This window comes from Lysinibacillus sp. UBA5994 (assembly GCF_002429725.1).
Lineage (GTDB): Bacteria > Bacillota > Bacilli > Bacillales_A > Planococcaceae > Lysinibacillus > Lysinibacillus capsici.
Map to the genome: position 1 here is coordinate 279,112 of NZ_DJAU01000056.1, position 19,415 is coordinate 298,526.

At 37.5% G+C, this 19,415-nt stretch carries 18 protein-coding genes; 12 read left to right on the plus strand and 6 right to left on the minus strand.

Going from position 1 to position 19,415, the window contains the following annotated elements; genetic code table 11:
• Positions 1–225: 225 nt before the first annotated feature.
• From B3D98_RS17645 to B3D98_RS17680, 8 genes are all read left to right on the plus strand, one after another.
• The gene (locus B3D98_RS17645; RefSeq protein WP_288584779.1) at positions 226–996 is read left to right on the plus strand and encodes an SDR family NAD(P)-dependent oxidoreductase; all 771 of its coding nucleotides are present in this window, start codon (positions 226–228) and stop codon (positions 994–996) included.
• Positions 997–1,023: 27 nt separating this feature from the next.
• A complete protein-coding gene (gene gcvPA / locus B3D98_RS17650) occupies positions 1,024–2,412 on the plus strand; it encodes an aminomethyl-transferring glycine dehydrogenase subunit GcvPA (RefSeq protein WP_115673321.1) in 1,389 nt (462 codons plus the stop codon).
• A 22-nt stretch (positions 2,413–2,434) separates the two neighbouring features.
• Positions 2,435–4,018, plus strand: a complete 1,584-nt coding sequence (gcvPB, locus tag B3D98_RS17655) for an aminomethyl-transferring glycine dehydrogenase subunit GcvPB (protein WP_115673320.1) — start codon at positions 2,435–2,437, stop codon at positions 4,016–4,018.
• Between the two features lie 12 nt (positions 4,019–4,030).
• On the plus strand, positions 4,031–4,777 hold the full coding sequence (locus B3D98_RS17660) for an SDR family NAD(P)-dependent oxidoreductase (protein ID WP_288584785.1): 747 nt from the start codon (positions 4,031–4,033) through the stop codon (positions 4,775–4,777).
• Positions 4,778–4,797: 20 nt separating this feature from the next.
• Positions 4,798–5,625, plus strand: a complete 828-nt coding sequence (locus B3D98_RS17665) for an ABC transporter substrate-binding protein (protein ID WP_259419626.1) — start codon at positions 4,798–4,800, stop codon at positions 5,623–5,625.
• A 207-nt stretch (positions 5,626–5,832) separates the two neighbouring features.
• Positions 5,833–6,528 carry an amino acid ABC transporter permease gene (locus tag B3D98_RS17670; protein ID WP_048392444.1) on the plus strand — a complete coding sequence of 232 codons (696 nt, stop codon included), beginning with the start codon at positions 5,833–5,835 and terminating at the stop codon, positions 6,526–6,528.
• Positions 6,503–7,225 carry an amino acid ABC transporter ATP-binding protein gene (locus B3D98_RS17675; RefSeq protein ID WP_004230601.1) on the plus strand — a complete coding sequence of 241 codons (723 nt, stop codon included), beginning with the start codon at positions 6,503–6,505 and terminating at the stop codon, positions 7,223–7,225. Before B3D98_RS17670 ends, B3D98_RS17675 begins: the two co-directional genes overlap by 26 nt.
• Before the next feature lie 30 nt (positions 7,226–7,255).
• A complete protein-coding gene (locus B3D98_RS17680) occupies positions 7,256–8,908 on the plus strand; it encodes a M20/M25/M40 family metallo-hydrolase (protein WP_288584790.1) in 1,653 nt (550 codons plus the stop codon).
• 525 nt (positions 8,909–9,433) lie between these two features.
• On the opposite strand, the gene B3D98_RS17685 is transcribed toward B3D98_RS17680, so the two are convergent.
• Genes B3D98_RS17685 through fdhF form a run of 3 tightly spaced genes read right to left on the minus strand, consistent with a single transcriptional unit; the run spans position 9,434 to position 13,913 of the window.
• Positions 9,434–10,480 (minus strand): Mrp/NBP35 family ATP-binding protein, encoded by a 1,047-nt coding sequence (locus B3D98_RS17685; RefSeq protein ID WP_288584793.1) that lies wholly within the window; start codon positions 10,478–10,480, stop codon positions 9,434–9,436.
• A 12-nt stretch (positions 10,481–10,492) separates the two neighbouring features.
• Positions 10,493–10,972, minus strand: a complete 480-nt coding sequence (locus tag B3D98_RS17690) for a DUF1641 domain-containing protein (protein ID WP_288584796.1) — start codon at positions 10,970–10,972, stop codon at positions 10,493–10,495.
• A gap of 4 nt (positions 10,973–10,976) precedes the next feature.
• Positions 10,977–13,913, minus strand: a complete 2,937-nt coding sequence (fdhF, locus tag B3D98_RS17695) for a formate dehydrogenase subunit alpha (RefSeq protein ID WP_288584799.1) — start codon at positions 13,911–13,913, stop codon at positions 10,977–10,979.
• A 574-nt stretch (positions 13,914–14,487) separates the two neighbouring features.
• Between fdhF and B3D98_RS17700 the strand changes: the two genes are divergently transcribed.
• Genes B3D98_RS17700 through moaA form a run of 3 tightly spaced genes read left to right on the plus strand, consistent with a single transcriptional unit; the run spans position 14,488 to position 16,680 of the window.
• Positions 14,488–14,835 (plus strand): DUF2294 domain-containing protein, encoded by a 348-nt coding sequence (locus B3D98_RS17700; protein ID WP_004230595.1) that lies wholly within the window; start codon positions 14,488–14,490, stop codon positions 14,833–14,835.
• 12 nt (positions 14,836–14,847) lie between these two features.
• Positions 14,848–15,663, plus strand: a complete 816-nt coding sequence (gene fdhD / locus B3D98_RS17705; RefSeq protein ID WP_376748060.1) for a formate dehydrogenase accessory sulfurtransferase FdhD — start codon at positions 14,848–14,850, stop codon at positions 15,661–15,663.
• A complete protein-coding gene (gene moaA, locus B3D98_RS17710; protein WP_288584802.1) occupies positions 15,664–16,680 on the plus strand; it encodes a GTP 3',8-cyclase MoaA in 1,017 nt (338 codons plus the stop codon). It abuts the gene before it with no gap.
• 50 nt (positions 16,681–16,730) lie between these two features.
• Here moaA and moaC read toward each other — a convergent pair whose 3' ends face one another.
• The 3 genes from moaC to B3D98_RS17725 are packed head-to-tail and all read right to left on the minus strand — an operon-like array spanning position 16,731 to position 18,287.
• Complete coding sequence (moaC, locus tag B3D98_RS17715; RefSeq protein ID WP_048392450.1) at positions 16,731–17,213, minus strand: cyclic pyranopterin monophosphate synthase MoaC; 483 nt, start codon at positions 17,211–17,213, stop codon at positions 16,731–16,733.
• A complete protein-coding gene (gene mobA / locus B3D98_RS17720; RefSeq protein ID WP_288584807.1) occupies positions 17,206–17,796 on the minus strand; it encodes a molybdenum cofactor guanylyltransferase in 591 nt (196 codons plus the stop codon). The genes moaC and mobA overlap by 8 nt, the downstream gene beginning before the upstream one ends.
• Positions 17,793–18,287, minus strand: coding sequence for a MogA/MoaB family molybdenum cofactor biosynthesis protein (locus B3D98_RS17725; protein ID WP_288584810.1), 495 nt, complete (start codon positions 18,285–18,287; stop codon positions 17,793–17,795). The genes mobA and B3D98_RS17725 overlap by 4 nt, the downstream gene beginning before the upstream one ends.
• A 107-nt stretch (positions 18,288–18,394) precedes the next feature.
• On the opposite strand from B3D98_RS17725, the gene B3D98_RS17730 reads away from it, so the two are divergent.
• The gene (locus B3D98_RS17730; protein ID WP_288584813.1) at positions 18,395–19,411 is read left to right on the plus strand and encodes a thiazole biosynthesis adenylyltransferase ThiF; all 1,017 of its coding nucleotides are present in this window, start codon (positions 18,395–18,397) and stop codon (positions 19,409–19,411) included.
• The last annotated feature ends 4 nt before the right edge of the window (positions 19,412–19,415 follow it).

Genomic DNA, 19,415 nt, shown 5'->3' on the forward strand with positions numbered 1-19,415 from the left:
TTTTATGGCTAATTTTAATGACAAAAGTGACAACGGAATTGACAAAAATGGCAAAAAGGAAATTTAGTATATTTTTGAATCTTTTACTATACACATTTTGAAAATCCTTTAACATCAGAACTTTCTGACATTTCGTAGATTAAAATTGTAAATGGATTTGTGTTTCTACACTTGGCACGTATTTTGCTAGATATATAGTAAGCAAAGGGAAGGAGGAAGATTTATTTGGTAGATTATTTTGAATTGGAAGGTAAAGTGGCTGTGATTACAGGAGGGGCCTCAGGGATTGGCCTTGCAACAGCTAAATTATTAAGTGAGTTGGGAACTAAAACTGTGATTTTAGATATTGATCAACAAAAAGGTAAGGAGACTGAAAAAAGCTTTCAAGAAGCTGGTTTAGATGTTGAGTTTTTAAAATGTGATGTAACGAATACACAAGATTGCAAAAGTGTGGCTGATTCTATACAGGAGAGATACGGAAAAGTAGATGTACTTTTTAATAATGCAGGCATTATCCGTAGAAAAACAGTGGTGGATTTAGAGGAAGCAGATTGGGATGCTGTTATTAATGTTTCTCTAAAAGGGGTCTATCTACTTTCGAAATACTTAATCCCACTCATGAGAGGAAATGGTGGCAGTATCATTAATACTGGTTCTGGGTGGGGAATCAAAGGTGGAGACAAAGCTGCATCTTACTGTGCTGCAAAAGCAGGGGTTGTAAATTTAACAAAGGCTATGGCTATTGATCATGGTCCAGAAAATATTCGCGTAAATTGCATTTGTCCTGGAGATACAGATACGCCATTACTTCGTGGAGAAGCAAAACAATTAAATATAGATGAATCAAGTTTCTTACGTAGTTCAGCTGTTGATAGACCGTTAGCAAGATTAGGAACACCTGAAGATATTGCTAAAGGGGTACTATTCCTTGCAAGTAATTTATCTGCTTGGGTTACAGGAACGACATTAACAGTTGATGGTGGCGGCTTAGCCTAAAAATAATTATAGAGGGAGGCAAATTAAATGAGTAAAAAGGTCCATCCATATATCCCTAATATGGTATCTGAGGTAAAGCAAGAAATGTTAGATGAAATTGGTGTTCACTCCGTTGAGGAGCTTTATTCGTGTATTCCGGAGGATTTACATTTTAAAGGTACCATGAATATTCCAAAAGCTTTGAATGAATTAGAGTTACGACGCCATATTGAGGGTCTTTTAAATAAAAATGTAAGTACCAATGAATATATTAATTTTCTAGGAGCTGGTTGCTGGCAACACTTCATACCAGCCGTATGTGATGAAGTGAATCAACGTGCAGAATTTTTAACAGCTTATGCAGGAGAGCCTTATGAGGATCATGGACGCTTTCAAGCATTATTTGAATATCAAAGCTTAATGGCGGAGCTTGTGGATATGGAAGTAGTGAATGTTCCTACATTCGATTGGGCCCAAGCTGCATCTACATCAATTCGTATGGCGAGTCGGATTACAAAGCGTACGAAAATATTACTTGCTAATACACTTTCTCCTGAACGCAGAAAAGTTATTACAAACTATGGTACACCACAGTTATCATTTGAAGGAATAAAATTCAATCTTAATACAGGATTAATGGACTTAGCCGATTTAGAAGCAAAGTTGTCAAACGAAGTTGCAGCTATTTACTTTGAAAATCCATCCTATTTAGGTTTTATCGAGTCGCAAGGTCAGGAAATTTCACAACTTGCTAAAAAATATGGCGTACTTATGATAGTAGGAGTTGATCCAAGTTCTCTTGGGGTATTGGCACCACCAAGTCAATATGGAGCGGATATCGTCTGTGGAGATCTTCAACCATTAGGTATGCACATGAATTATAGTGGAGGGCAAGCTGGATTTATTGCAACATATAATGATCCAAAATTTGTTAATGAATATCCATCACGATTGTTCGGTATTATTCCGACTGTAAAGAAAGGTGAATATGGTTTTGGTGACATTGCCTATGATCGTACGTCCTTTGCAGATAGAGAAAACGGTAAGGAGTCTGTAGGCACACAAACAGCTCTTTGGGGGATTACAGCAGGTGTGTATTTATCATTAATGGGACCAAATGGCATGTACGAGTTAGGTCAAGCCATTATGCAAAACAGTCAGTATGCAGTAATGCAATTGAATTCTATTAACAATATTCGGGGTTCAAGAATTACCTCTCCATTTTTCAAAGAGTTCATTATAGATTTTAACGATACAGGATTAACAGTAGAAGAAATAAATTCACGATTACTTGAGCAAAAAATCTTCGGTGGTAAAGACTTATCGTTGGAATTTCCTGAATACGGTCAAGCAGCACTTTATTGTGTAACGGAAGTTCACACTAAAGAGGATATTGATAAGTTAATCAATGCTTTAGCTACAATTGTTGGATATTAAATAGGAAGAAAGGAGTTTTAACGTGGATAAGATTCTAAGAGAGAATGTAAATAAAGATTTTCATCAAGCTAAATGGAATGAACCTATCATTTTTGAGTTACATCAATCAGGAGAAGTTGGAGTAGAAGTTCCGCAACCTTCAAATGAGATTGTAGCAGCAGTCGGTGATGGTGTTTCATCCTTACCTCAGAAAATGAAAAGAGCAAATAAACCAAATTTACCAGAAATAGGACAAGCGCGGGTGTTACGACATTATGTAAGACTATCGCAAGAAACATTAGGCTCTGATTTTAATGTTGAAATTGGACAAGGCACTTGTACGATGAAGTATATTCCAAAAATTAATGAATTGCTTATTCGTAATCCTAAAATAATGGAATTACATCCTTTACAAGAGGGTAGTACTGTCCAAGGAATGCTAGAAATTATTCACAATTTGGACTTAGCGATGCGTGAAATTTCGGGGATGGATTGTTTCTCTTTCCAACCAAGTGGTGGTACACAAGCATTGTTTGCGATGGCATCGATTGTACGCAAATATTTTGAAGTAAAAGGTGAAGCAGATCAACGTAATGAAATTATTACAACCATCTTCTCACACCCTTCTCAAGCAGCAACCGCAGTAGTAAAAGGTTATAAAATAATAACTATTCATCCAGATAAAAATGGTTTTCCGGATATTAATAAATTGAAAGAAGTTGTATCCGAAAGAACAGCTGGTTTTGTTGTAGCTAACCCTGAAGATACGGGGATTTATAATTCTAAAATTAAAGAATTTACGAAAATAGTGCATGATGTTGGTGGAATTTGTTACTACGATCAGGCAAATGCCAATGGACTGTTAGGAATCACACGTGCAAGAGAAGCAGGTTTTGACATGTGTTTTTTCAATCTACACAAAACATTTGCAGCACCTCACATGTGTGGAGGGCCAGCAACAGGGGCTCTCGGGGTCACAGAAGAATTAAAGCCTTATTTGCCAGGTCCAATTGTTGAGAAAGAGGGAGACCAATATGTGTTAAATGATCAATTAGAGCATTCGATTGGAAAAGTACGATCATTCCATGGGGTAGCTCAAACGATTTTGCGTTCTTATGCTTGGATTAGAGCATTAGGCACAGATGGACTTAAAGCTGTGGCAGAAACAGCCGTATTAAATAACAATTATCTGTATAGTAAAGTATCAAAAATTCGTGGTGTAAGTGTGCCGTATATACAAGGGCAAAGATTAGAGCAAGTTCGTTATAGTTGGGAGCAGTTGGAGAAAGAAACAGGTGTTACAACAGAGGATGTACAGCGCCGAATGACTGACTTTGGTTTACATTACTGGACTAGTCATCATCCTTATATTGTTCCACAACCATTTACACTTGAACCAACAGAATCTTATTCTAAGGCAGATTTAGATGAATATATTCAAGCGCTTGAGCAGATTTCTAAAGAAGCATACGAAACGCCAGAAATTGTTAAAGCAGCACCGCAAAATAGCACAATTCATCAGTTAATTGAAGCAGACTATTTAGATGAGCCTTCTAAATGGTGTATTTCATGGAGGGTATATCTACAAAAGGTGAAAAATAAAAAAGAATTAATTAATAACCATTAGGGAGGTGTTTGAATGAGAACCAATCATAGAAGTTTAAAAAATAAGAGAGTAGTTATTACAGGAGGTGCTAGTGGTATAGGATTAGCCACAGCACAACGTTTTATAGAAGAAGAATCGATAGTGGCTATTTTAGATATTAATAAAGAGGGTATTGAACAGTCGATAAAAGAAAATCCCGGAATTGCTAAAGGCTATGTAGTAGATGTTAGTAATCCTGAAAATGTAAACGCTGTTTTTGAGAATATAAAAAGAGATTTAGGTGGTGTAGATGTTTTTATTGCGAATGCAGGTATTAGCATTCGCAATAAGTTTCTTGATATTAGTCCTGAACAATGGAGTAAAGTATTAAACATTAATCTTAACGGGGTATTTTATACTTCACAAGCAGCCGCAAAAATTATGGTGGAGCAGGGCAAGGGTGTCATACTTATGACAGCGTCTACAAATGGAGTGACAGGACATCCATTCTATGCTGACTACAATGCTTCCAAAGCAGGGGTTAATCTTTTAGCACGAACAATGGCATTGGAGCTTGCTCCAAATATCCGAGTTAATACGATATGCCCTGGATACGTACTAACCCCTATGCAAATGGCTGAGTATACCCCAGATATGTTGGAAGTTGTAAATGAAGGTATCCCTCTGAAACGACATGCAGATCCTAAGGAAGTCGGAGCATTATACGCTTTCCTTGCTTCGGATGAGTCATCTTATATTACCGGACAAACAATTGCTATTGATGGTGGAGAACTAGCTTAATTAAATGGAGGGGTTATTTGATGAAGAAAAATAGATTCTATTTATTATTGGTGTTGGTTATTTCGCTAATGGCGGCATGTTCGGAAAATAAAACAAATACACAAGTTCCAGCTACTGCGGATGCAAAAAGTGAGGATCAGGATAAAAGTGTAACAACAGAAATGAAATTGGTTAAGGATGGCAAGTTAACATTTGCAATGAGTGGTTTACTAAAACCATTAAATTATAAGGAAAATCAAGAATTAGTAGGCTTTGATGTTGAAATAGGGAAAGAAATTTCAAAAAGGATTGGCCTTGAAGCAAATCCTGTAACAAATCCATGGGAAACAATTATTCAAGGGTTACGAGGTAATAAATATGATGCCATTATTGGCAGTATGACAGCTACTGAGGAAAGGTCTAAACAGGTCGACTTTTCAATCCCTTATTATGTTTCAGGTGCTACAGTATTTATCTCAAGTGAAAATAAGGAGATTAAAACGGTAGAAGATTTAAAGGGAAAAACGATAGGCGTTATGCAAGCTAGTACGTATGTTGAAGATGCTAAGAAATATACAGATAAAATCAAAGAATTCCCTAGTGAAATCTATGCATTACAGGATCTTCCACCAGGTCGGCTAGATGCAGTAATTACTGATAGAATTGTAGGTATTTCAGCAATGCAAGAATCAGGATTGAAGATTCAAGCCTTAGGAGAGGTCATTAAAAGAGAAGAAATTGCAGTGGCGATTAATAAAGATAATGAAGTTTTATTAGAAGCGATTAATAAGGCGATTGAAGAGATGGTTAAGGATGGAACGTATAAAGAAATAAGTATGAAATGGTTTGGGAAAGACTTGTTAGAATAACTGTTAAAAATAGTGTGCCTAGTATGCTAAAGACGTACTAGGCATAGCTATTAATTGTTCTAAAATATTAAAATTGCAGACTAAATAGATTGAAAATTCTTTCTATTTTACTTCCCAGCAAAATCTAATTTTATTAATAAATTTTAGCTATCTATAGGAGTGTTTGTCTTTTACGTCCACATACTTAAAAGAGGTTAGGTGATTAATATGGATTTTCTCACAAATGTAACATCAATATTTCAAAAGCATGGCATTGAGTTTTTAAAAGCGACAGTTTTAACGATTGAATTAACAATTGTTTCTTTATTTATTGCTTGTGTAATTGGGTTAGTGTTTGCCTTCTTCAAAGTATCCAATATAAAAATCTTGGAAAGTATTGCTAACGGCTACATTTTTGTTGTTCGAGGTATGCCATTAATAGTACAACTTATGTTCTTGTACTATGGTATTTCTAGTATTTTCACTTTATCAGACTTTGCAGCAGGATCCATTGCGCTCGGAATTCATTCAGGAGCATATATTGCAGAAATTTTTCGTGGATCCATTCAATCTATTGATAAAGGCCAAATGGAGGCTGGTCGATCATTAGGAATGACATATTTTAAAACAATGAGAAGAATTATTTTACCACAGAGTTTTAAAAGAGCTATTCCAGCATTAGCTAATCAATTTATCATAGGGTTAAAAGATTCGTCTTTAGTAGCTTATATCGCAGTATCAGAATTGTTTAACCATGCACTGTCAACTCAAGCATACAACTATATGCCTCTTGAAACATACTTTGTTGTGGGAATTTACTATTTAATTTTAGTCTTATTATTCACGCTGTTATTTAATAAACTTGAAAGTCGACTGGATGTTGGAAGGAGGAAAAAACGTGATAAAGTTGAAATCGCTTTCTAAATCATTTGGTGACTTGGAGGTTTTAAAAGGTATAAATCTTGAAATTAATAAATCAGAAGTGGTTGTTCTAATAGGGGCTAGTGGATCAGGGAAGAGCACTTTATTAAGATGTATGAATTTTTTGGAGATATTAGATTCAGGTACGATAAGCATTAATGATGAGATTATTGATGTAAAAAGAACTAATTTAAATCATGTAAGAGAAAATATGGGGATGGTATTTCAACATTTCAATTTATTTCCCCATTTAAGTGTTTTACAAAATGTAATAGAAGCACCAATTCAGGTGAAAAGGCAAAGTAAAGAGGAAGCGATTAAATTTGCTATGAATTTGTTAACACGAGTAGGTCTTGCTGATAAAGCCAATTACTATCCTGAACAACTATCTGGTGGTCAAAAACAACGAGTTGCTATTGCTAGAGCACTGGCAATGAATCCAAGTGTTATGTTATTTGATGAACCAACATCAGCATTGGATCCTGAGTTGGTAGGAGAAGTCTTAGAAACGATGAAAAACCTTGCTAAAGACGGAATGACGATGGTCGTCGTAACCCATGAAATGGGCTTTGCTAAGGAAGTTGCGGATAGGGTGATTATGTTAGCAGATGGCAAAATTATTGAAGAGGGCTCTCCAGTAGAAATTTTTAAAGCGCCAAAACAAGAAAGAACGATTAAGTTTTTGCAACAAGTTTTATAATTATTATCTTTAATTAGGGGATGATGAGAGATGTTAAAAACGTATGAAGAAGTATTAAAGGTTACGAACGAACTTGTAAATATTGAAAGCATTGTTAATACTGAAGGGGAAATTAACATATCAAAGTCATTGGCTAAAACAATTTCTAATTTACCTTATTTCCTGAAAAATCCTAAATATGTGTTTACTTCACGAACAGTAGATGATGAGGTTGAAAGGTACAATGTGTTTGCATTTGTAAAAGGTACTAAAGGAGATAGTAATAAAACGGTTGTGCTAATGGGACATACAGATACGGTGGGTATCGATGATTATAATAGTTTGAAAGAGAAGGCTTGTTTACCTAATGAACTTCATGAAGCGTTAAAGGGTGAAAAAGTTCCGCCGTTGGTTCGAGAGCATTTAGAATCAAATGAATGGTTATTTGGAAGAGGAACACTTGATATGAAGAGCGGTGTTGCAAGCCATTATTATCTATTAAAATATTATTCTGAATACCCAGAGGAACTGAATGGAAATATCGTATTTTTTGCTGAATGCGATGAAGAGGATAGTTCTCATGGAGTATTGTCCGGTTTAAATGATTTAAAAATGTTAAAAGTAGAGCATGGATTTGATTACGCGGCATTAATTAACTCCGATTTTGTTGCTCCTAAGTATGAGGGGGATGAAAGTAGATATATATATAAAGGTAGCGTTGGTAAGCTACTCCCTTCTTTTTATATAACTGGGGTGGAAAGCCATGTAGGCTCTAGTTTTGAAGGAATCGACCCTAACTATATTGCTGCGGAGTTAACTAGACAAATTGCATATAACCCAGAGTTATGTGATAAATCGTTAGGAGAAACACCGATGCCACCTGTAAGTTTGAAGCAAACGGATTTTAAAGAGACTTATACAGTTCAGACAGCTCTTGCTTCATATGTATATTATAATTTCTTTGTGCAATCATGGTCACCTAAAGATGTGTTAGAAAAGCTAAAAGTCCATGCTGAAATTGCATTTAATAATGCAATAGCTAATTTAAATAATCATTATAAGAGATATTGCGAAATTAGTGGGCAGGAATATACAAAATTGCCATGGAAGACGAGGGTATTATTCTATGAAGAATTAGAACAATCAATTATTGTTGAATATGGGGACAATTACAAAGAGCATATAAAAAATTTTAAACACGAATTATTAAAAAATAAAGAGTTAGATGTACGCATGTTTTCTGCAAAAGTGGTAGAAGAAGTTTGGAAGTGGACCAAGGATAAGAGTCCTGCAATCATTATTTTTTATTCTTCATTGTACTCACCATGTGTAGAAGTAACTGGTAAAAATGAAAAAGAAAAAAATTTACTAACCGCTTTAGATTATGCAGTAGAAAAAGTTCAACCACATTATGATAAGCCTATTGTACAGAAAAATTATTTCCCTCATATTTGTGATATGAGTTGCGTGGCTATAAATGTCGATGAAGATAGTGTGAATTCAGTTGTTAACAATAACCCTAGCTGGAGAACTAAACATTATGTAAATTATGATGCCATTAGAGAACTAAATATCCCTGCAATCAATATTGGACCATATGGATATGATGCACATAATAGATATGAAAGAACAGAATTGAAATACACTATGGAAATAATGCCTAATTTAACAAAGCTAGTAATAGATAAATTACTTGAAAATTAAAGAGTTAATATTCATTTAAAGTAGCATCATGAACATGCAAAGGAGATAACTGCTGTGATGAATTAATATGACCTTCAATGACCTGTTCTACATGCATCCGTTTTAGTGATTATAGAACATTTCGGATCTAAGCGAGGGTTAGGTCAGAAACATCTCGATTGGAGGATGATTAATCGTGCCATTACGGGACGTCATTCCTTTTTTACTTCTTGTTGATAATACAAATAGATAGAGTCTTAATCTATATGCAAGGTAACTTTTTCTGACAGATGATGTGACTGAAGAAGTGTACCTAAGATAAAAAATGTAGACGCAATAATTTTTAAACTCTAATTTATTCTCATACTTGTTTAGCGGGGCTTTTGCTTATCTTATTTTTTTCTTCTATATAATAACTTATTCTTGTTCACATAAAAAACACCTTCACGTTGATTGTTCGGGAAGCTTATCCCCTTATTTCAACGTAAGGTGTTTTCATTTGTATCAGTTTTTAGATTAGTGCATGGTAAAAAAACAAATCAAGGGTTATTTATAGAGTAGATCTTCTGCTAAATGAGTAAACACTTCACCGATTATCGACACTTCATCATAGACCGAGGAACCTGTATTTTCCTCAGGTTGAGCAAAAGGAATTTGAGCGATTACATCTGTCTGTAATAAATCTGCTAATTGTTCGGCTCCACCTTGTCCAAATAGATAGTTTTTTTGACCGTCAGCACCTTCAAAATAGGCCATGTTTTCAACAACACCAAGAATCCTGTGTTTCGTATGTTGCGCCATCAAGCCTGCACGAGATGCAACATGAGAAGCGGCAAGATGCGGTGTTGTCACGATGATTTCTTGGGCTTGTGGAATCATCGCAGCCATATCAATTGCAACATCTCCTGTACCAGGTGGTAAATCGATGAGGAGGTAATCTAAATCTCCCCATAGCGTGTTGACAAGGAAATTTCGAATCCACTTATTGAGCATAGGACCACGCCACATAACAGGCTGGTTGTCATTTGTAAAAAAGCCCATCGACATTATTTTTATGCCGTGACGTTCTACTGGAATCGCCGTTTGATCAAGCATGGTAGGCTTTTGATCAATCTTCATCATGGCAGGGATGCTGAAACCATAAATATCAGCATCTAAAATACCTACACGTTTGCCAAGACGAGCAAGTGCAACCGCTAAATTAATGGTCACCGTAGACTTTCCAACACCGCCTTTACCACTTGTAATGGCAATGAATTGAACACCAGAATTAGGCAGTAGCATGTTTGGCATTCCTTGATCAGTCACATTCTTTGCCTGTAGAGAGGCGGTTAAAGTGCGGCGCTCCTGATCTGTCATAGAGCCAAAGCTAATGGTAACAGTGGAGGCACCAAGCGCTTGTAAGGCCTCCTCCACATCTTGCTGTATTTTCGCCTTTAACGGACATCCTGGTATGGTCAAAATAATATCCAGCGCTATATGGTTGTCATGTATATGAATGTTTCGCACCATATTCAAATCTACAATACTCTGATGTAGCTCAGGATCATTTACCTGTTTCAATGCGTTTACAACATTTTCTTTTGTTAACATTTAGGAACCACCTTATTCTTTTAAGCCTTTGCCGAGTCCCTTTAAGAAATGAACCCCAAAATTGAGCGCACGATTAACATCTGGATCGTTTATCATTTTCATGAGCTTAAAGGCACTGACCTTTTCATTCGATTCAAGTGCTTTGCTTGCTTCATCTACGCCTGTATTTAAGCCTTCAATCAGCTTAGTCGTTGTTTCAGGATTGAGCTCCGTCAATGCTCCCGCAACACCCATTAAATTGTTAATGATATTGGTTACAGGCTTACGTGTTAATTGTCCAAGTGCAATATGTGCCACTTCCTCTTTGGCTTCAAGTAGCTTCATTGCTGCTTCTAGTGCACCGATATCATTTAATTCGGCCATAATACTAAACACCTGATTGACGGCTTCTTCATTTTCAGAAAGCAGTTCTTTTAGATTATCTAATTTTTGTTCTTTTAGTTGTTCTTCTGTTAATTTTTGTTTTTTAATGCCTGTAATGGGTACAGCCATGCTCTCACTCTCTTTCGTTTATGGTTGTTAAGTGAACGTAGCCAGGACGATTCCATTTTCGTTGTACCTCAACACCATTTTGAGGATGACGCTTTTTATAGCGTGGGTTTGTGCGAGGAAGTGGTGATTTACCTTTTGCTTTTAGCACTTCTACTCGTACTTTTGTTTGTTTATAAGCTGGTGTTGACGTATTCACATCTGCTGCAGGGCCAGTTAGGAAGTTGATGGCTGAATCTTTGCTAACAGAGTTCATTGGTAAGAATAATTCGTTTCCTTGTACGCGATCTGTAACAAGAGCATTTAGCTTCAAGGCACCATATGGAGACACTAAACGAAGTAGGGCTCCATCTGCAATGCCTCGTTCTTTCGCCAATTCTGGTGATACTTCAACGAAAATTTCAGGTACTTTCGATTGAATACCTTTCGATTTATTTGTTAGATTTCCTTCATGGAAGTGTTCAAGCATACGGCCATTATTAATATGACAATCGTATTGTGCTTCAAACTCAACAGGCTGCACCCAATCATTTAAAGCAAAACGAGCTTTCTTATCAGGGAAGTTAAAGCCATCTTCATATAATAATGGTGTATCTTTACCATCATGGCTACCCCAACAGAAGCTTCCCCAGCCTTCAAGAACATCATAGTTGGCTTGTGAGAAGAGGGGAGACAGGCTCGCCATTTCATCAAAAATGTCGCTTGGGTGATCATAATGCCAATCTGCCCCTAAACGACGAGCAACCGCTTGCAATATTTCCCAATCTGCTTTCGACTCACCAAGTGTTGGTAATACTTGATACAGGCGTTGAACACGACGTTCCGTATTCGTAAATGTACCTTCTTTTTCAAGCGAAGGTGCAGCAGGTAAAATCACATCTGCATATTGTGCTGTGCGTGATAGGAAACAATCTTGGACAACGAAAAAGTCAAGCTGTGAAAGCACCTCATCTACATGGTTGGCATTACAGTCAACAAGTGCCATATCTTCGCCCACTAAATACATCGCTTTCATTTTCCCTTCCATGATCGCATCTAACATTTGCATATTATTTCGACCAGGCTGTGGTTGAATAGGGACACCATAGGCTTTTTCGAATTTTGCACGTGCCTCGTCATCTGTGACTCTTTGATAGCCTGGTAATAGATTTGGAAGTGTCCCCATATCGCAGGCACCTTGCACATTGTTATGGCCGCGAAGTGGGTAGGCACCAGCACCTGGACGACGATAGTTCCCAGTTGCTAAAAGTAAATTTGAAATCGCTGCGGATGTATATGAGCCACCAGTATTTTGTGTTACACCCATGCCCCAAAGAACACATGTACCATCTGCATCACGAATCATTTCAGCTACTTCGATCAATGTTTCCTTACTAATACCAGTCATTTCTTGTGCATAATCAAGTGTATAGGTTGCAAGTACTTGTTTAAAATCATCATAATGAAGGACGTTTTCTTGAATAAACGCTTCATCATGCCAACCTTGATCAATGATATATTTGGTAACAGCCATTAACCAAACTTGGTCAGTACCTTGCTTTGGACGCATAAAGATGTCGGAACGCTCTGCCATTTCATGCTTACGAATATCAGCAACAATTAATTTCTGACCATGTAATTTATGTGCACGTTTCACACGTGTTGCTAAAACAGGATGTCCCTCAGCTGGATTAGCCCCAACAATAATGACAAGTCCAGCCTTAGCAATATCTTTGATCGTACCAGCATCTCCTCCCATGCCAACTGTACGTAATAAACCATCAGTTGCAGGAGATTGGCAATAACGAGAACAATTATCGACATCGTTTGTGCCAAATAATTGACGGGCCATTTTTTGAATTAAGTAATTCTCTTCATTTGTAATTTTAGAAGAGGAGATAAAGCCAACAGAACCTGGACCATATTGTTGTTGAATGCCACCTAGTTTTGTTGCAATTAAATCAAGTGCTTCATCCCACGATGATTCCACAAACTCATTATTTTTACGAATGAGTGGTTTTGTAATACGTTCCTCAGAATTGATAAAATCCCAGCCGAATTTCCCTTTGACACATGTAGAAATCGCATTTACTGGACCATCGGAAGGCTGTACTTTTAAAATTTTACGACCCTTTGTCCAAACTTCGAACGAGCAGCCTACACCACAGAAAGTACATACTGTTTTTGTTTTTTTGGTGCGCTTACTACGCATGGCTGCTTCCACTTCAGAAACGGCAAAAATACCGCTATAGCCTGGTTCAACTTCCTTAATCAAACTGATCATCGGATCTAACATATCCTGTTTGAGGCCAGTCATAAATCCAGCCTCTCCAAGCATGGATTTTTCCATTAAGGCATTACATGGACATACGGTTACGCATTGACCACAACTTACACAGGAAGAATCATTGATAGCAACGCCTGTATCCCAAATGACACGTGGTCTTTCTGCTTCCCAATCAAGGGACAATGTTTCATTTACCTGTAGATTTTGACAAACCTCTACGCACTGACCACAAGCGATACATTGGTTAGGATCGTATCGATAAAACGGATGTGACATGTCTACTTCATGAGGTTCAACTTTTGGTTGATAGGGATATTTTTGATGCTCGATTTCCATCATTTCGGCTGTGTTGTGTAATGCACAATTGCCATTGTTGTTATCACAAACTGTACAATACAGTAAATGATTTTCGAGTAGACGGTCCATCGCTTCTGTTTGTGCCGCTTTTGCTTTGTCAGAAGTTAGGAATACATTCATGCCGTCTACTGCCTTTGTAGAGCAGGAACGAACTAATTGGCCATTCACTTCCACGATACATGTATCACATGTTTCAATTGGGTCAACAGCTGGCACATGACAAATCTGTGGATGCGGAATGTCATGTTGATTAATGGTATCAAGGATTGTAGCTCCTTCTTTTACTTCATACGGTACGCCATTAATATTAATTTGAGTCAAGGTAACTTCCTCCTTTTGCACTTTGAGACGAATCGGATAACATGGTACAGCTTAAGACAAAAGGGAATAACAAATCGAGTTGGTGATTGTTGAAAAGATTGTCTTGTTATCATTGTAATTCCCAATGGTTCTTGAAGCTACCTCAAAATAGGTAAATTGCTAGATCATAACATGTTATCCATGTCTCGGTTTTGAAAAAATAAAAAAATCCACCATGAAATTACATGTCCGAGACATGCTAATAATTCATGGTGGATAAAATTCTTAGCAGGTCTTGCTAAAAACTCAATCTACTTTTATTTTTTAATTACAATAGAATTCAACTATTAAAAACACTATGCAACATCGTAACATAGGGTTCAAAATAAATTAATTCCATTTGTGATATGAATATTATAGCCCTTTCCTTCAAAATGAACAATATTTATCATAAAATTTATTAAATGAGAATTATTATCAAAAAGTATTTTCTCTTTTATTTTTTTAAAAGTTGCTATATCATTAACAAACTGTAAGGGTGGCCTACATAACCATTTGCCTAAAAAAGTTTAATTATGATGGGAGAATCGTTGCTATGTCTAAAAAAATCCACGAATTTAATGACATGATTCGAAAGTTAAGAAAGGAAGTATTTGGTAAAGGTCCTGAACGTATTCATACCGTTTTTGTCGAGAATATGGCTGTATCTACCTTATACGGAAATATCACTCCGACAGAAAAATTTATTGCCAGTACACCAGAAGGGCTGAAAATGGTGCATGCTGCAAGGACGAGTATGATTCAAGATTTATATAGACAATCGCCACCAGAGGGTATGGAAGAATTGATGGGCAGCAAATTACTTCACTTATTTTCAGATATTAAAATTGAAGAGGATTTTGCGATTTCCGTCTTTGTTTTTGAAAAGCATATCAGTGAATAAAGGGGATGCCTTATGGATCGAGCAATGACAAGAAAAATTGTGCGTGTTGAAGGACAACGAGTGACAGAAATGGTTGATTTAATTGTTTCAGAATACGCTGTTACCGTAAAAATTAATCAGCAGGAATTTGTCACGATGGTCTGTACACCCGAGTATGTAGAAGATATGGTTATTGGCTACTTAGCTTCTGAACGAGTGATTCGTAGTTTTGAGGATATTGAGGAAATTTGGCACCAAGAGAAAGAGGGTTTTGTGCATATTAAAACAAAGCATATTAATCCTTATTACCAACAGACGCAAAACAAGCGCTATATTACGTCTTGCTGTGGGATGAGTCGACAAGGCTTTGTGTTTACGAACGATGCATTAGTAGCGAAAAAAATGGATCAAGTCCATGTGCAAATAACGACCGAAGATTGCTTCCGTTTAATGTATGCGATGCAGGATAGTGCCGATATTTTTAAGAAAACGGGTGGGGTGCATAATGCTGCACTATGTGATGTAAATGGCATCGTCCTAAGTCGCATGGATATTGGACGTCATAATGCTTTGGATAAAATTTACGGCTATTGCCTACGCAACAACATTCGTATGGAAGATAAAATTATCGTCTTTAGCGGACGAATATCATCGGAGATTTTACTAAAGGTTTCCAAAATAGGCTGTGCCATCGTGCTGTCTAAATCAGCACCCACAGAATTAGCATTGCAATTAGCAGAGCAGCTTGGTATTACGACGGTTGGCTTTATTCGGCAACAGACATTGAATATTTATACACACCCACAACGCATCCTATTACCAGCTAATGAATTGAAAGAAGGAGATTAGATGACGAATCTACAAGACCAATTACACAGACCGTTAAGAGATTTAAGAATATCCGTGACAGATCGTTGTAATTTTCGCTGTCGCTATTGTATGCCAGCAGAAGTATTTGGTCCAGATTACGCATTTTTACCGTCTGATAAAATATTAAGTTTTGATGAAATTGAACGATTAGTAAAAATCTTTGTTTCATTGGGCGTGAAAAAAATACGGATTACAGGTGGGGAACCCTTACTACGTCGTGATTTGCCCGAATTAATTGCCCGTATTCACCGCATAAAAGGTGTAGAAGATATTGCTTTAACAACCAATGGTTCGTTATTAAAAAAATACGCACACTCATTGGCACAGGCAGGCTTAGCCCGAGTTTCTGTTAGTTTAGACTCGCTTGATGATGAGCGTTTTTTCGAGATGAATGGTCATAGAGGCAAGGTATTGCCAGTGTTAGAGGGAATTGAAAAGGCTGCAGAAGCGGGCTTACAAGTAAAAATTAATATGGTTGTTCAAAAAGGGAAAAACGAACAAGATATTGTTACCATGGCGCAGTTTTTTAAAGAAAAACAGCATATTCTACGCTTTATTGAATATATGGATGTAGGGAATTCGAACGGCTGGCGTTTGGATGATGTGGTGTCCAAAAAAGAGATTATTGAGCAAATCCATCGGTTTACGCCGTTACAACCAGTAGCTCCCAATTATAAAGGAGAGGTGGCAACGCGTTATCAGTATCAAGATGCTCAAGGTGAGATTGGTGTAATTTCATCTGTAACGGATTCATTTTGCTCCAATTGCTCACGTGCTCGTCTCTCTGCAGAAGGTTCATTATACACTTGTTTATTTGCAACAGAAGGCACGGATTTAAGGGAATTGTTACGTTCAGGGCAAGATGATGCTGCCATCATCAAGTGCATAACGAACGTTTGGGAAACAAGAATTGATCGTTATTCCGATGAACGCAATGAACAGACGATGGCAAAAAGGAAAACGTCAAAAATTGAAATGTCTCATATTGGGGGGTAGCGTGTAAAAAACAGAAAAAAATCGGCACAATAATGCCGAATTTTTTCTGTTTATTTATGCACAAAAGTGCCACTTTTCCCACCTGTTTTTTCAACAAGGTAAGTTTCTTTGATGACCATCGTCTTATCAACGGCTTTGCACATATCATAAAAAGTTAGTGCTGCGACAGACACAGCAGTGAGAGCTTCCATTTCAACACCCGTTTTTCCACTGCATTTAACAGTGGCTTGAATATGGAGCTCATAGCCATTCTCTGCTTTTTCATAGTCAAACTGGAAATCCGTACCCTGTAGCATGATGGGATGGCACATGGGAATGATATCAGCTGTTTTTTTAGCTCCCATTATCCCTGCAATTTGCGCAACTTGCGTCGGATCACCTTTTTTAATGCCACCTTGTTGGATGGCTTCATAGACCGCATCGGATAAAAGAATCGTACTGCGCGCAATGGCTGTACGTGTTGTGATTTCTTTTGCAGAGATATCGACCATTTTAGGACGACCTTCTTCGTTCCAGTGTGTAAAATTATTCATTATTAAACTCCTTTTTACTTGTTTGTGACCAGTCTTGTTGTGCGTTGATATTGATAAATGTTGAGCTATTGTCATCAAAAGGGACATAACAAACACGAAGTTGCTCTAAAAGCACTTTCATACTCCGTTTATTTTGTGCCGTTAATTGTGTCGCCTTTGGTAAAGCAGTACGTCGATATAATGCAGCTAATGGCTGATCGCGTAGTGCTTGCGTCGGAACAATGGCATCATAAGTGTCATTAATCAAACCTACCATTTTTTGGATAAATTCTGCATTCATATAAGGCATATCGCTTGCTACGACAAAAAACCATTCCACATCAGGATAGGCTGTCATGATATGATGCAAAGCAAAAAGAGGGCCTTGATGTGGCTGCTTTTCAATAACCCACTGGACATTTTCCTGTTCAAACTGATGTTGTAAGTGCGCATTTGTAGCGATAATAAGAGGATCCAGCTGATTTTTTTGCAGGGCTATGAGACTATGTTCATATAATGGCTGTCCAGCAAACATCTCAAACATTTTTGGCTGTCCGTAGCGAGAGGATTGACCGCCAGCTAACACTATACCTGCAATTTTCATAAGCGCTTCAACTCACCGACAAAATGTTGGACTGTAGGTACTATGAGCTTCGTCATAGCTAAAGTCACCGCATTTGTAGAGCCGGGTAAAACATAAATGGCTGTTTGCTGAAGACTTCCAGCGGTGGCACGACTAAACATCGCCTTTGGGCCAATTTCTTCATAGCTGAGCATTCGAAATAATTCACCAAACCCCATCATTTCTTTTTCAAACAGAGGCAGAATGGTGTCATAGGTTTGGTCTCTTGGTGTAAATCCTGTTCCACCCGTAACGATAATGGTATTAATTGTTGGATCGCTGCACCAATTTTTAACATAATGAGCGATATCGAGCGGTTCATCCTTTGTTAGTTGGTAGTCTATAACTTCAAATGCAGCTTCCTGTAGTAAGGACTGAATACGCTGACCAGCATGATCATCTGCCTTTGTGCGTGTATCACTGACCGTTAAAATGGCAACTTGAATTGGTTGCTGCTGATGTGTGGGATGCACAGTAAGACCTCCTTCAAATGCGTTTTTGCTAAAAAACATTGCTTTTATTATAATGCTATAAATGAAAAGGTCAAACGAAAATTCATAGAAAGAAAGGCCACATACGTATGCAAAATAGATATTCTAGACAACAATTATTTCACCCTATCGGACAAACTGGGCAACAATCCCTTCAGCAAAAGCACGTCCTTATTATAGGTGCGGGGGCATTGGGGAGTGCTAGTGCAGAAGCGCTTGTGCGAGCAGGTATTGGCAGGCTGACACTCATTGATCGTGATTATGTAGAGTGGAGTAATTTACAAAGACAGCAATTATATACAGAGCTAGATGCACAAGAAAAAATGCCCAAAGTTATCGCAGCTAAAAAGCGTCTCCAACAAATAAACACAGAGGTAGAAATTCATGTCGGCATTATGGATGCTTGTACAGAGACCTTGCTACCATTACTAGAAGATGTTGATGTGATGGTCGATGCGACCGATAATTTTGATGTTCGTTTTGTCATGAATGACCTTGCGCAAAAATATCGTATTCCTTGGGTATATGGCTCTTGTGTTGGTAGTTATGGTGCGACTTACACGGTTGTACCAGGTAAAACGCCTTGTTTGCATTGTTTATTAAAGGTGATGCCCCATACAGGGATGACTTGTGATACCGTTGGCATTATTAGTCCAGCAGTTCAAATTGTTGCTGCTTATCAGGTGGCAGAGGTTTTCAAGCTGCTTGTTGGAGATGACAAAGCCTTACGAAAAAGCTACTTAACGTTTGATGTTTGGCACAATCAACACTATGAAATCAATGTGGAGAAAATAAGGCAAGGTGATTGTCCATCTTGTGGCGACAAGCCGACCTATCCTTACCTATCCTATGAAAATCAAACGAAATTACAGATCCTTTGTGGCCGAGACGCGGTACAAATTCGACCACCAAAGCCCATTTACTATTCGCTTGATCAGCTGGCAAATCAGCTCCGTTCCCACGGAGAAGTCCAGGTTAATCCTTATTTGCTATCTTGCCAAGCGGACGATTACCGAATCGTTATTTTCCAAGATGGGCGAGTTGTGATACATGGTATACAAGATATACAGAAAGCCAAAAGCATTTATTATCGTTTATTAGGTTAAGGGA